We start from the raw sequence: 14,196 nt of genomic DNA, 5'->3' as shown, positions 1-14,196 counted from the left end.
TATCATTCCTTCTTTATATTAACTTTTATAACTCAATACTACATAATTCAAGTACTGATGCAATCGTAGTATCCATATCGTAGTACTTGTACTCACCAAGTCTACCACCGAAAATGACATTTGACTGCTTGTCAGCAAGTTCCTTATACTTCGCATATAAAGCACCGTTTTTCTCATCATTTACAGGGTAATACGGTTCGTCACCCGCTTTCCATTCTGATGAATACTCACGGCTAATGATTGTCTTTGGTATATCATTACCATTCTCATCTTTGCCAAATTCAAACCATTTATGCTCAATAATACGTGTCCACGGAGTCTCACGATCTGTGTAATTTACAGCCGCATTTCCTTGAAAGTTTGGAATATCAAGTGTTTCATTCTCGAAACGCACCGAACGATATTCAAGTGTTCCAAGCTTGTATCCAAAATATGCATCAATCGGTCCGGTATATACTATCTTTTCAGCCAAAGAATCAAGTTCTTCTTTATTTTCAAGATAATCTGTATTAAGCTTAACCTCAATGCCATCAAGGATTTTATCAACCATCTTTGTGTATCCTCCAATCGGGATTCCTTGATATAATGCATTGAAGTAATTGTTATCAAATGTTAATCTTACCGGGAGACGTTTAATAATAAATGCCGGAAGTTCTTTGCAGTCTCGTCCCCACTGTTTTTCTGTATATCCTTTAACAAGCTTTTCGTATATATCTCGTCCCACAAGCGAGATGGCTTGTTCTTCAAGATTTTTAGGTTCTCCAGTGATTTCTCTTTTCTGTTCCTCTATCTTTGCCGCAGCTTCTTCTGGCGTTACAACACCCCACATTTTATTAAACGTATACATATTAAAAGGCATTGAATATAACTCACCTTTATAATTTGCCACAGGACTATTTGTAAATCTGTTAAATTCAGCAAACTGTGTGATGTAGCTCCACACTTTTTTATTGTTTGTATGGAAAATATGTGCTCCATATTTATGCACATTTATCCCTTCTTGTTTTTCTGTATAAACATTTCCCGCAATAGTTGATCTCTTATCTATTACAAGAACTTTCCTTCCTTTTTCTTTTGCTTCATGTGCAAAAATTGCCCCATATAATCCTGAGCCAACTATTAAATAATCATATTTCTTCATCACACTGCTCCATCATTTTTTAATACACCTACTGCAGTCTTAAAAATAATTTTAATATCATTCTTAACACTCCATTCCGCAATATACTGAGTATCCAACTTCACCACTTCCTCAAAGTCCGTGATATTACTCCTGCCACTCACCTGCCAAAGCCCTGTCAGCCCCGGTCTGAATGACATTCTGGCTCTGTGATGTGGTTCATACTTTTCCCACTCATCGAGTGTTGGTGGTCTGGTACCTACCAGGCTCATATCCCCTACTAGTATATTGAAGAATTGTGGGAACTCATCCAGGCTTGTTTTCCTGATAAACTGCCCAATTCCGGTTTTCTTCTTTCCGTTTGGCAGCACCTTATTGCCTATGATTCTCGGGTCAAAGTCCATCTTAAACATCATTCCGTCACCCACTTTATTCTGTGCCATAAGCTCCTTCTTTCGCTCCTCGGCATCCATATACATGCTGCGGAATTTATACATCTTGAACTTTCTGCCGTTTCTGCCGACTCTCTCCTGTGAGAAGAATATCGGTCCCGGCGATGCTATGTATATCGCCGGTCCCACAAATATCATGATGATAAGTGTAAACAGGCATCCTACCAATCCTCCGACTATATCCATGCCCCTCTTTACCAGAAGTGCACTGGTGTTGGCATAGTTCACGCTTGATGTGACTACTGTATAGTCGCCTATCTTTTCTATCTGCTTGTAGCCACCCTGGGCTGTGCCGTTTTTGGCTATTCCTGTATGTACTGCAATTCCCATCTCAAGGAATATATCCGCCATCCTCTCCGGATATTCATCCTCGCTACACGGCGGGATAAGCACCTCATCCACCCACTCATCGCACGCATAGTCCACTATGCCATCGTGGTTTGCAACTATCGGTATGCCGCATATAGTCTTACCCTTCAGATCTGTATCCAGCGATGCCGCTACTATCTTTGTATAGCCTATACAGCTTTTTTCCACTGTGCGCAGTGTATCACGAAGCATAGCATCAGGTGCTATGACAAACAGCGATTTTTTTGATGCTCCAAAGCCCTTTTTCTTAAGGATGCTCTTGAGTGCCACCCTTGCTATATATGTCATTGTCACATAGATTGGAAACATGATATAAAATGATAATCTCGAGTATATATCAGCCATCTGCGTGGTGAACAAAAATAATGCTGTCACCAGAAATACAAGCACTGCATGCTTGCAGGTCGATATAAATTCATCCAGATATCCGCGTTTTAGGACATTCTTGAATGAGTCTGCCATTATCTCCACAAAGAAATCTATCAGAAGAAATGCTACCCCCAGTATACGGTAGTCCTTGTCCATGTATGGGTTATTAAAGCCGAAGCGTATCACATATGAAATAAAAAATGCTATAACAATGCATGCGATATCTATAAGCATAAAGTCTATATGCTTTGTCCATCCTCTGCCTTTCTTTCTGTACATTCTTTCTAAATTCTCCTTGTGGTATCTATTATTTCCCTCTATACCTACTCGAGGGAGGTACCTTGGTACCCCCCCCGAATTATTTTTGTCTGTTATATTTTCTGTTTGTTTTATTCGGTTATTTGTATCTTTTTCTGTATCTAATCAGGGTTTTTCAATAATATATTTTCACCCATTTTTAATTCTTTGTCAATGAATATTAGGTTTTCTTTATAATTTTTGACACATTCGCTAATCGCAATGGTATTACAACACCAATAATTATACATTATTTTAAAGCATATAGCTCTTTTTACTCCTCAAACAGCCTCTGCTTCCTCTCTATCATCTCATCAATCCTTGCAATATACTGCCCTACATCCTTGACATTCTCGCATCTATCGATGCGGTGTGTACCGTCCGAATTTGGTACGGGCCAGACACGCTTGGTGCTTGCTCCTGCGCCGCACGCCACGATAGTCTGTTTTTCCTCCATTATCAATATGTTGTATACACCAGCCTTGCCCCTTGCTGCATAGCCCACGTTCTCCATATTGCCTGCCATGCCCTTCTGCCTGTAGAGGTAGTATGGCTCAAGCCCCATCTGCTTACAGTAGGCTGCGCAGAGGTCCATATGCTCCTGGGTGTTGACCATCTGCATATCGCTGTAGCGGTCCTTGAAGATGGTGAGTCTTGCAGCTCGCTTTACTGCGAGCGAGTGGATGGTGACGTTGTCAGGTGCCAGCTCCTTCACGAGCTCCATTGTGTGCCTTACATCATCGAGTGTCTCCTCGGGAAGTCCCATGATGAGGTCCATGTTTATGTTGTCGAAGCCAAGTTCACGCGCAAGCTTGAAGCTGTTTATCGTATCATCTACAGTGTGGTGTCTTCCTATTATATCAAGTGTCTGCTGCTTCATGGTCTGCGGATTGACTGATATACGGCTGATGCCGTTTTTCTTTAGTGCCAGGAGTTTTTCTCTCGTGATAGAGTCCGGTCTGCCCGCCTCCACAGTAAATTCCAGACAATCCTTTAAATCAAAGCTGCATTTAATTTTTCTGATAAGCCTGTCAAGCTGTGCAGGGCTTAGGGTGGTCGGTGTACCGCCTCCTATATAGATGGAGTTTAGCTTTTTGTGGTAGAACTTCTGCGCTGTGTAATCTATCTCCTTCTCGAGTGCGTCGAGATAATCATCTACGCGGTTTTTCCACACGCCGAGCGGATATGATGTAAACGAGCAGTATGCACAGGTGCTCGGGCAGAATGGTATGCCTATGTACAGGCTGTAGCCGTTGTCATAATCCACCCTATCGAGCAGTGCCTTCTCGCGCTTTGCTATGCCTATTGAGAGGTCGATTTTCCCATCGCTTGCGAGATAGGTTTCCTTCAGATAGTCGTAGGTTTCTTTATCGCTCATGCCGTCCTCTATGCATTTCATGGCTATCTTGGTTGGTCTGATGCCTGAGAGTGTGCCCCACGGAAGGCTCTTTCCTGTGCCCTTTTCTATCATTGAATAGAGGACAAGCTTGAGGCGGTTTTTGGTCTCCTTGCGGTCTGTGCCATTCACAGATATTTTTGTGCAGATACTTTCTCCGGCTGTATTAATGCCACTTTCGTCGGCTTGCTGCATATCATCTGTCATGAAATTACTTCCGCTAACCTTATTTACAGTCCACTCCACCGCAATCTCTTCACCCACATAGTCTATCTTAAATACCTGTGAGGCATCCGCAAATTCCTTTACACCATCATCTGTCATCTCGTGGTGTGTGCAGGCCAGGTTCTTCCCTTCCACCTCATCAGGTGAGCAGCTATAGTACATCTGCACATCCTCCTGTGGGAAGAACTCCTTGAGCAATGAGTGCACATCGTATTCAAAATCCGGTTTATTAAATACTACTACTATCATAAGTAAGGGTTATACATCCTCTCGTTTTCTATGGTTGTTGTGTCGTTGTGGCCCGGGTATACCTCTGTATGCTCAGGCAGTGTCATGATCTTTTCCTTCACTGTGCGCACGAGGTCTGACATGCTGCCGCCCTTGAAATCCGTACGTCCGATTGAGCCGCAAAACAGCGAATCTCCTGTAAAGATCACGTCCTCATACGGGAAATAATAGCAACAGCCGCCCGGTGTATGACCCGGTGTGTGAAGCACTACTATGTGAAAGCCTGCGATGTCAAGCTCCTGCTTGTCCTTCAAAAATACATCTGCATAGAAGGTCTTTGACTGGCCCATCATGTAGCTGACATTAAGCTGCGGGTCGTCGAGTGTGGCTCTGTCTGCCTCATGGATATATATTTTGATGCCGTAGCGGTCTGCAAGCGGCTTTGCATCCGTGGCATGGTCAAAGTGTCCGTGTGTGAGCAGTATTGCTACAGGCTTTGCGCCTGATTCATCCACTTTTTTTGCGAGCTGTTCTGCACACGCGCCCGGGTCTATTATTATCATTTCCTTTGTCTTTATGTTGGTGACAAAGTAGCAGTTGGTCTGCACCGGTCCCACTACGAAGTGGTCTATCTTCATATTTACCATATGGGTATACTCCTTATATTTTATATGCTTCACGCAAGAACCACCGGGATTTAGCCGGTGGTCCTCTCTACGTCTATTACACTTTCTATCTGTCTGAGCTTCTCCACGAGAACCTTTATCTGGTCCCTGCCTCTGATATTGAAAAATACCTCGATTGTAGCGATGCCCTGCTTGCTGGTCTTGGACTGGATTCCACTGATATTGATTTCCTTCTCGGTAAATATCTTGGTGATATCTACGAGCAGTCCCGGCCTGTCATGACAGAATATCTTCAGGTCTGCCTGATACTCGGCACCGTTGTCCATGAGGGCTGTATCCTGCCACTCTGCTTCTATAAGCCTGTCCTTTTCTATCTTGGACAGGTTGATGATATTCACGCAGTCTGTCCTGTGGATGGAGATACCGCGGCCTCTTGTGACAAAGCCCACGATCTCGTCTCCCGGAACAGGATTGCAACACTTCGAGAAATGCACTGCCACGTCATAGAGCCCGTGTACCACAATACCGCTCTTTGACTTGTGCTCCGGCTGTGTGCCTGCTGCCGCCTGCTGCTTTTCCGCAATGCTGCCAAGCACATCTGCATCTGTCACAGGCACCACATGGTCCTTCTTGTACTCGTCGTACATCCTGTTGACTATCTGGCTCTCCTTGAGTCCGCCGTGGCCGACGGTTGCAAGGCATGAGTTCCAGTCGTGGAAGCCGTATTTGCGGCGTATTTTCTCCTGATACTCAGGCTTGTTTACCTCTGCAAAGTTGATGCCCTTTGCCTTGGCATAGGCTGCTATCAGATCCTTGCCGTGCTGTATATTCTCCTCCTTGAGCTCACTTCTGAACCACTGGTTGATCTTGTTCTTGGCCTGTGTGCTCTTTACGACCTTGAGCCAGTCACGGCTTGGTCCCTTGGAGTTCTGTGAGGTGATTATCTCTATCTGGTCACCGTTTTTGATGACATAGTCTATCGGCACCAGCTTGCCGTTTACCTTGGCACCGACCATCTTGTTGCCGACCGCAGAGTGTATGCTGTAGGCAAAGTCTATAGGTGTGGAGCCCTTTGGCAGGTTCTTTACATCGCCGGACGGTGTGAATGCAAATACATTGTCGGAGAATAAATTTAAATCACTCTTTAATAAAGTCATAAACTCCTTATTATCCGACATGTCCTGCTGCCACTCGAGTATCTGGCGCAGCCAGCTGAGCTTCTCCTCCTCTGTGACAGTGGTGGTAGTGGCATTGCCGTTGTTTGTTTCCTTGTACTTCCAATGTGCCGCGATACCGTACTCAGCAGTACGATGCATCTCGTAGGTACGAATCTGTATCTCAAACGGCTGTCCACTCGGGCCTATGAGCGTCGTGTGAAGCGACTGGTACATGTTCTGCTTCGGCATGGCGATATAGTCCTTGAAACGGCCCGGTATAGGCTTATACTTCTCATGTATGATGCCAAGCACTGCGTAGCAGTCCGGTATGGTATCCACCAGAATCCTGATGGCAAAGAGATCATATATTTGGTCTATCGTCTTGTCCTGATTGACCATCTTCTTATATATACTGAAGAAATGCTTTGCCCTGCCGTATATCTCAGCCTTGATGCCGGCATCTGAAACATACTTCTTGACATCGTTTACCAGGCCCTGGATGTAGGTGTCGCGCTCTGTCTTTCTGAGGGCTACCTTCTCTACCAGATCGTAGTAGGCATCCGGATAGAGGTACTTCATACAAAGGTCCTCGAGCTCTATCTTTATCTTGCTGATACCAAGTCGCTGTGCGATAGGGCAGTAGATATCCTGTGTCTCTCTGGCGATACGCTGCTGTGCCTCCTTTGACTGGTACTTGAGCGTACGCATATTGTGCAGTCTGTCTGCCAGCTTTATGAGGATGACTCTGATATCCTTTGCCATGGCGAGAAACATCTTGCGCAGATTCTCAGCCTGCATCTCAAGCCTGTCCGCATTCTTGTCCTTCGGATCCTTGGTGCTGTCTGTCAGATGCAGGTGTTTTAACTTCGTGACGCCATCCACCAGATGTGCGACATCGTCTCCAAACTCCGCGCGCATCTCATCCATGGTCATGATGGTATCCTCCAGCACATCATGGAGCAGTCCTGCTGCAATGGTTTCCTTATCCAGCTCGAGCTCGGCGAGTATTATGGCAACACACAGCGGATGTATGATATAAGGCTCTCCTGACTTACGCGCCTGCCCCTTATGGGCATCATAAGCTACCCTGTAGGCTTTGTCCACAAGGCTCGTGTCATCCGACGGATGGTACTTTTTGATTTCCTTTTTAAGCTCATCGTAAAGCTCCTCTGGGCTCGTAAAATCCTTTGTTCCCCTTATACCGCTGGTATCTGAGCGAAATTTGTCCGCTATTTTTTCTAATTCTTCTGTTGAGTAATCTGCCAATAGTCTCACCTCGATTGTAGTGTATCTTTAGTAGCCATTATATTTTATTTCTTTAAAAATTGCAATCTTATGTTGTTAGCCGATAACCATCTTTACTCCGCCATACATGCCTGCTGAGTTGCCGAGTGTGGCAAGCTTGATCTCTGTCTCACGGCTTGCATGGAAGGCATACTCTTTATAGTACTTTGCTGCTGTGTCGATGATGATACTGCCTGCCTTTGAGAGGCCTCCGCCTACAACAAATACCTCAGGGTCCATGACGCATGCTACTGCTGCCATTGCCTTGCCGAGAAGCTTCATAGACTGCTCTACAGCCGCAATGCCCGCTGCATCTCCTGCCTTTGCCGCATCGCATACATCCTTGGCTGTGAAGCCTGCATTTAAATCAAGCTTTGTTTCCACATCCCTGTGTGCTGCAATGTATCTCTCTGCTACTCTTACAAGTCCGTTTGCTGATGCATACTGCTCTAAGCAGCCCTTCTTGCCGCAGCCACAGCACTCTGACTCATCATCTACCATAGGCATATGTCCTATCTCTCCGCCTGCTCCGTTTACTCCGGCTATGATTTTGCCCTCGCGGATGATTCCTCCGCCTACTCCTGTGCCGAGTGTGATCATGACTACGTCCTGATGGCCCTTTCCGCCACCCTGCCACATCTCACCAAGTGCAGCTACGTTGGCATCGTTTCCGGCCTTTACCTTGATGCCGCCGCACAGCACTGAGAGTGACTGTGCCACGTTGAACACGCCCCAGCCGAGGTTGACACACTTCAATACTGTTCCGTCATCCTTTATCGGTCCCGGCACCCCCATGCCTATACCCTCGATGTCACCCATCTCGATGCCGTGCTTCTCGTTATTCTCCTTGATGGATGCTGCGATATCAGGCAGAATGAGCTCGCCGGAATTCTCTGTGCGTGTAGGAATCTCCCATGTATCGACAAGCTTTCCTGTGGTCTCGAAAAAGCCTATCTTTACAGTTGTTCCACCTATATCTACTCCGTATGCATATTGTTTCATTTTTTCGTCCTCCAAATCGTTAAACTATGTTTATATTTTATTGCCTAATTGCATATTTTTCAATGTTTTTCATTGTTTTTTTTAAATCCGTAATTTTGCCTCGAAAGCCTCATAAAAAGTGGCTTCATAGAAAAGATAAAACTTCTGCGGCTGAAATTATAGTTTATGACCATGAGCACGTCATCCTCATCGACCAGTACATTTCCATCCAGGTCCATCACATATGTGGAAAGGCTGAGGTCTTCCTGCCTGAAAATACTCTCACAGATGGTGATTGTGGCATCCAGTTGAAAATGTGCTGTACCATATGCTTCGTCAGTATCCTGCAAACCAACAATGTAAACCCTTTTATCAGGCCACATGACTTTTATTTTTTCCTTGAGTGCATCTGCATATAACGGAAATTCACCTGCTATTATAGCTATATCCGACTTATCGCCTATCGCCCTCTCAAGCCCATCATAAGTCAATTCCAGATTAAATATCCTGTCCTCCTTCGCTTTTCCCATAACTTTGTGAAGTGCATCATCTAATGCCGCCATAACTGTTTTTGAGCGGTTTTCTTCCCCGCGATATAGACCTGTGTAGTTTATCTCAAATATCGAGCCAAGAAATGTCTCTGCCATATCTGAAAGTCTTTCCTCATCAATATGGTCTAAAAAGAACTTGATCCAGTTCCGCCATGCATAGTAGGTTGGAAATGTATTAATATCCTCCTTTTTTGCCCCCATCGCATGACTTGCCGCTGCTGCACCTACAGATGCAACCTCGTAACCTGCCTCCCTGCACCTGACACACCACTCGGTGTCATCCCAATAGAGGAAATTCTCCTCAGGCATGACGCCAATATTTTCTGCAACCATACGTCTTATCATGAGCGCGCACGCCGGGACTGCATCAGAATATACCACATCAGGCATTGAACCATCCTCTATATGATTTAGATACGTCGAGTCCACGCTGTAATTATCATAATCTATGAACGAGCCATACTGCTGCACATAGTTTTCCTGCCCGGTATGATAAATCTTTGCCGCCGCTATGCCTACCTTCTCATGTGAATCAAGGAAATCCGAAAGTGTTCCTATACAGTTTTCGTCAAGCAGTGCGTCATTGTCTACGCACATCAGATACATGTGTCCCTCTGCCATCGCCACGCGAAGCCCTGTATTGAAGCCACCAGAGCCTCCGAGATTTTCACTGTTTTCGATAAGTGTGAGCCTGTCGCAGCTTCCGTAACACTCTCTTATCAACCTCACCGACTCGTCTGTTGATGCGTTATCCACAACATAGATGTGATAATCCTCATATTTTGATTCAAGAACTGACTGTATACAGTCAATAACATCATTTTGTTTATTATAGTTACATATAACAATTCCTATTTTCGCCATATTTATGCACATTCCTTTCTATCAGGCAACTATTCATTTCTTCTATCTGAATGAATCCTGCCGAGCTACTCCTGCTGCACATATAAAATATATAATGAACTGTCAGATTGAAAGGACATACCTATCTAATCCACCGGTATTTCTCTCATTCCCGATTTGTCCGTTTCTGACAAATCCAAGCCTTTTTGCAAGGCGCACCGATGCCGTATTTTTCTCGTCTATCCGGCAGTAAAGCTCTTCAAAGTCTGTGTTTTCGCGCGCGTAGTCTATGATGAAGCGGCACACCTCCGTGGCATAGCCTTGGTTCCATAATTCCGGCGCTATCATATAGCCCATTTCATCGTGCTCAAGCCCTGCCCTGCCTATCAGCTTACCTGTTTCCTTGGAAAATACAAGCCACATGCCATACTCGTAAAAGCCATACATATTCTCTATATATGCCTTCTGGTATTCAAGCTCTGTCTCGTAGTCGTAAAGCGGTTCCACAAAGTCTGTCATGCCGGGCTTGTCATAGAGCTCATAGAGCGCAGGAAGGTCTGACAGGGACAGCTCACGTATCAGACACCTGTCTGTCTCGCCGATGTCCCATGGGATATGATTATACCGCCTGCGCACCCGCTCCAGATACTCAATATCAAGCTCTGCAAGGCTCTCGACTGCATAGCGCGTGCCGCACTGCGGTTCTCCTACTGATGCTATGCCGAGTGAATCGGCTATTTGCTTCTGCTGCCTGCTTGATACTATCCAGATGCAGTCGGTTAATGTTTCCGGGATTTCTATGTTTTCGATATTTGTTTTCTCTGCGTTATCTGCATATTCTGTGACATTTGTTGTTTCTATAACGTTGATTGATTCAGCAACTGATGTCTTGTTGTCGTACATTTTATGCGTGAAGCTATATCCTGAATTATTTTTTATTTCATACACACACAAATTATTCTGCTGCTCATCTGACAGTTTCTTCTGCAACTCATCCAGTAATTTTTCCAGTAATACACCATACAGTTTTTCCTGCAATTCATCTTGCATTTCACCGGACACCGATGCCATGTCTGATGCATTTCTCCACTCCGGATTGAATATCTCGCCATGATAGTAAAAAGAGGCAAGTTTTGCGCTTGCCTCATCGATAATTATTATCATTAAACTGTCTCCGGCTCCGGATAGTCCACCCCGAAGGTCTCAACTGTAACTGTCTTCATGACCTGAGCCTCAAGTGGTTTGTCCATGTAGTCTGTGCGCACCTCTGCGATTTTGTTTACCACATCCATGCCCTCGATTACCTTGCCGAATGCCGCATACTCGCCGTCGAGATGTGGAGCATCCTGATGCATGATGAAGAACTGGCTTCCTGCTGAGTCAGGTATCATGGTACGTGCCATTGAAAGTACACCGGCTGTGTGCTTTAAATCATTTTTGAAGCCGTTGTGTGTGAACTCACCCTTGATTTCATAACCCGGACCGCCTGTGCCGTTTCCGTCCGGATCTCCGCCCTGGAGCATGAAGCCCTTGATTACACGGTGGAAGCATACTCCGTCATAGAAATTGTGATTGATTAAGCTGATAAAGTTGTTTACTGTGTTTGGTGCGATTTCCGGATAAAGCTCCGCCTTGATTACATCGCCGTTTTCCATTGTGATTGTTACGATTGGATTCTGTGCCATTGTTTTTCTCTCTTTCTTATATAGTATTATGAGGCTTGGAAAATATCCATTCCTCGCAATAATTAAATACCGAATTAATTTTTATCCTGTTAATTTTCAACTGATTTTTACTCACTCAGAGCCTCGACTACCTTTGGAAACTCCATGAAGTGTGAAGCCTTCACCAGTATGGTATCGCCCTCCTTCACATATGAAAGAAGCTCCTGTGTCATGGTCTCTCTATCCTTAAAGTAGTGGATGTCTACATCGGATGATTTCTCCGCTGCTCCGGCTGCATATTCCTTTGCCAGCTCTCCTGCGGCAAAAAGTGTATGGATATGGTTCTCTCCAACTGCCTCGCCTACCTCATGGTGCAGCTTTTTCTCATCGCTTCCCAGCTCGCCCATGTCTCCAAGCACTGCTATTGTCCTGCCCTTTGCATGTGAAAGCACCTCGATAGAGGATTTCATGGATACAGGGTTTGCATTGTAGCAGTCATCTATCACTGTCATGCCATGGGTTTTGATAAAATTGGTACGACCTGCGATTGTCTCTGCTTTCTCTATTCCTGCCTTTATCTCAGCTATTGTGAGACCAAGCTGCAATCCGACAGCCGTTGCTGCCATGGCATTGTATACATTGTGCTCTCCCGGGATGTGGATGTGTGCATCAAACTCTCCCTCCGGTGTAACAAAATGAGCCTTCATGCCGTCGAAGCCCAGGTTTTCAATATTTGTGGTATATACTGATTTGTGAACGTCCGAAGCTGCTTCCTTACCATAGTATATGGCAGGCTTTCCATTTACATTCTGCACTGTGGCCAGCTTGTCGTCATCTGCATTGAGCACTGCGACTGCGTCAGGCATCATATGCTCAAAACACTCTGTCTTGGCTTTAAGTACGCCATCCCTGTCGCCCAAAAACTCCAGATGGCAGTAGCCGATATTGGTGATGACCATGACATCCGGGCAAGACATGGTAGAAAGCCTGTGCATCTCGCCAAAATCAGATATGCCCATCTCAAGTACTGCTACCTGATGGCTTTCCCTGATTCCGAAAATGGTGAGCGGCAGGCCTATCTCGTTGTTGAAATTGCCTGCGGTCTTGTGAACGCTGTATTTCTGCTCAAGAACTGATGATATCATCTCCTTGGTGCTGGTCTTTCCAACACTTCCGGTGATACCCACTACCTTGATATCAAGACTTTTTCTGTAAAATGCCGCGAGCTTTTTCATGGCTTCTGTGGTTGATTCAACAAGCACATATGGCCCCGCCGGATCCGTAAGCTCATGCTCAGAGAGCACGATTGCCGCTCCCTGCTCAAACACAGCATTGATGAATTTGTGTCCGTCCACCCTTTCTCCCTTTATCGGAATAAAAAGATAGCCCTCCTTCACCTGTCTGCTGTCTATGACTGCGCCGGTGATTGTCGTATCAAGCAGTGTCTCATCGCCTATGTATCTGCCCTCGCAGGCCTTTGCGATATTTGCAAACGTAAGATTTTTCATGTACTTATCAGACATGCTACACCTCATATTTTTTCAAAGATATGTCAATCAGATGCTCACAGAGCTGATTAAAGCTCATACCGATAACTGCTGCCTCCTGTGGCAGAAGACTGGTCGGAGTCATGCCCGGCAGTGTGTTTGCCTCAAGGCAGAACATCTCATTTTTGTCGTTGAGCAAAAAGTCTGAGCGTGAATATGTGTCAAGCCCGATAACACGCGCAACCTCCTCTGCGTAGTGCTGCATATCCTTTGTCACCTGCTCAGGAAGCTCGGCCGGACATGTCTCAACTGTGCTGCCCGCCTTGTATTTATTCTTGTAATCGTAGAAGCCCTCCTTCGGTGCAATCTCTATAATAGGAAGAGCCTTGCCCTCGATAACGCCGACAGAGAACTCCCTGCCCTGTACAAATTCCTCGATAACCAGCTCATTTTCCCACTTGAAGGCATCGTCAAGTGCCGCCTTGAACTCTGCCGCATCCCTGACGATAGTGACACCGATGCTTGAACCGCCGCAGCATGGCTTTACTACACATGGAAGTGTCAGATCAAGCTTTGTGATGTCATCCTGTCTGGTCTCCCTGGTCATGGAAATGCCCTTTGGAGTAGGGATACCGTTTGCAAGGAAGAACTGCTTTGAGGTTTCCTTGTTCATGGCGATGGCTGAGCTTAAATAATCGCTGCCTGTATATTTGACACCGAAGAGGTCAAATGCTGCCTGAATCTTTCCGTTCTCTCCGTTTTCTCCGTGGAGTGCCATGAAAACAATGTCCGCCATCTGACACATTTTGATGACATTCGGTCCGAAGAAGCAAGGTGACTGATCCTTTCTGGAAGCCTTTACCTTTGCAAGGTCAGGTGCCTCTGTCGGAATATCACTGACCTGCACGCTTATCTCGTCCGCGCGGTCAAATATGCCTGTCAGATCCTCCTCCCTGTCACTATATCCCATAAATACATCCAATAATATAACTTTGTGGCCGTTTTCTTTGAGTGCCTTAGCTACCATGCTTCCTGTCTTGAAGGAAACATCTCTCTCTGTGCTGAGCCCTCCGGCAAGTACTACGATGTTCATTTTTGTCCTCTTTTCTTTGATTGAATTATCATGCTTTGGCTTAATTAAGCCCAA

The 14,196-nt window shown here is 45.5% G+C and carries 11 protein-coding genes; all 11 read right to left on the bottom strand.

What is annotated here, in order from left to right:
• Window positions 1–25 precede the first annotated feature (25 nt).
• Complete coding sequence (glf, locus tag ACW6PM_RS02040; protein ID WP_456056060.1) at window positions 26–1,141, bottom strand: UDP-galactopyranose mutase; 1,116 nt, start codon at window positions 1,139–1,141, stop codon at window positions 26–28.
• Window positions 1,141–2,589: a sugar transferase gene (locus ACW6PM_RS02035; protein WP_456056059.1), complete on the bottom strand. Its 1,449-nt coding sequence runs from the start codon at window positions 2,587–2,589 to the stop codon at window positions 1,141–1,143. Before ACW6PM_RS02035 ends, glf begins: the two co-directional genes overlap by 1 nt.
• A 292-nt stretch (window positions 2,590–2,881) precedes the next feature.
• On the bottom strand, window positions 2,882–4,477 hold the full coding sequence (hemZ, locus tag ACW6PM_RS02030; RefSeq protein ID WP_456056058.1) for a coproporphyrinogen dehydrogenase HemZ: 1,596 nt from the start codon (window positions 4,475–4,477) through the stop codon (window positions 2,882–2,884).
• The gene (locus ACW6PM_RS02025; protein WP_308500161.1) at window positions 4,474–5,103 is read right to left on the bottom strand and encodes an MBL fold metallo-hydrolase; all 630 of its coding nucleotides are present in this window, start codon (window positions 5,101–5,103) and stop codon (window positions 4,474–4,476) included. Before ACW6PM_RS02025 ends, hemZ begins: the two co-directional genes overlap by 4 nt.
• A gap of 50 nt (window positions 5,104–5,153) precedes the next feature.
• Window positions 5,154–7,505, bottom strand: coding sequence for a RelA/SpoT family protein (locus ACW6PM_RS02020; RefSeq protein ID WP_456056057.1), 2,352 nt, complete (start codon window positions 7,503–7,505; stop codon window positions 5,154–5,156).
• A gap of 75 nt (window positions 7,506–7,580) precedes the next feature.
• Window positions 7,581–8,525: an ROK family glucokinase gene (locus ACW6PM_RS02015; RefSeq protein WP_456056056.1), complete on the bottom strand. Its 945-nt coding sequence runs from the start codon at window positions 8,523–8,525 to the stop codon at window positions 7,581–7,583.
• A gap of 59 nt (window positions 8,526–8,584) precedes the next feature.
• A complete protein-coding gene (locus ACW6PM_RS02010) occupies window positions 8,585–9,919 on the bottom strand; it encodes a glycosyltransferase family 2 protein (RefSeq protein WP_456056055.1) in 1,335 nt (444 codons plus the stop codon).
• 102 nt (window positions 9,920–10,021) lie between these two features.
• Entirely contained in the window at window positions 10,022–11,062 is a 1,041-nt protein-coding gene (locus tag ACW6PM_RS02005; protein WP_456056054.1) for a GNAT family N-acetyltransferase, read from the bottom strand.
• Window positions 11,062–11,583: a peptidylprolyl isomerase gene (locus ACW6PM_RS02000; protein WP_012743691.1), complete on the bottom strand. Its 522-nt coding sequence runs from the start codon at window positions 11,581–11,583 to the stop codon at window positions 11,062–11,064. The genes ACW6PM_RS02005 and ACW6PM_RS02000 overlap by 1 nt, the downstream gene beginning before the upstream one ends.
• Window positions 11,584–11,690: 107 nt before the next feature.
• Window positions 11,691–13,085 (bottom strand): UDP-N-acetylmuramoyl-tripeptide--D-alanyl-D-alanine ligase, encoded by a 1,395-nt coding sequence (locus ACW6PM_RS01995; protein WP_456056053.1) that lies wholly within the window; start codon window positions 13,083–13,085, stop codon window positions 11,691–11,693.
• Between the two features lies 1 nt (window position 13,086).
• On the bottom strand, window positions 13,087–14,142 hold the full coding sequence (locus ACW6PM_RS01990; RefSeq protein WP_117715060.1) for a D-alanine--D-alanine ligase family protein: 1,056 nt from the start codon (window positions 14,140–14,142) through the stop codon (window positions 13,087–13,089).
• Between the last annotated feature and the right edge of the window lie 54 nt (window positions 14,143–14,196).

The organism is Agathobacter sp. (genome assembly GCF_977054825.1).
The sequence above is the reverse complement of the archived record's forward strand: the minus strand, read 5'-3'. Positions and strand labels throughout refer to the sequence as shown.

What these genes read in the sequence shown, in the direction of transcription:
- glf (WP_456056060.1), bottom strand. Translation starts at nt 1,141, where the DNA reads ATGAAGAAATATGATTATTTAATAGTTGGCTCAGGATTATATGGGGCA.
- ACW6PM_RS02035 (WP_456056059.1), bottom strand. Translation starts at nt 2,589, where the DNA reads ATGTACAGAAAGAAAGGCAGAGGATGGACAAAGCATATAGACTTTATG.
- hemZ (WP_456056058.1), bottom strand. Translation starts at nt 4,477, where the DNA reads ATGATAGTAGTAGTATTTAATAAACCGGATTTTGAATACGATGTGCAC.
- ACW6PM_RS02025 (WP_308500161.1), bottom strand. Translation starts at nt 5,103, where the DNA reads ATGGTAAATATGAAGATAGACCACTTCGTAGTGGGACCGGTGCAGACC.
- ACW6PM_RS02015 (WP_456056056.1), bottom strand. Translation starts at nt 8,525, where the DNA reads ATGAAACAATATGCATACGGAGTAGATATAGGTGGAACAACTGTAAAG.
- ACW6PM_RS02010 (WP_456056055.1), bottom strand. Translation starts at nt 9,919, where the DNA reads ATGGCGAAAATAGGAATTGTTATATGTAACTATAATAAACAAAATGAT.
- ACW6PM_RS02005 (WP_456056054.1), bottom strand. Translation starts at nt 11,062, where the DNA reads ATGATAATAATTATCGATGAGGCAAGCGCAAAACTTGCCTCTTTTTAC.
- ACW6PM_RS02000 (WP_012743691.1), bottom strand. Translation starts at nt 11,583, where the DNA reads ATGGCACAGAATCCAATCGTAACAATCACAATGGAAAACGGCGATGTA.
- ACW6PM_RS01995 (WP_456056053.1), bottom strand. Translation starts at nt 13,085, where the DNA reads ATGTCTGATAAGTACATGAAAAATCTTACGTTTGCAAATATCGCAAAG.
- ACW6PM_RS01990 (WP_117715060.1), bottom strand. Translation starts at nt 14,142, where the DNA reads ATGAACATCGTAGTACTTGCCGGAGGGCTCAGCACAGAGAGAGATGTT.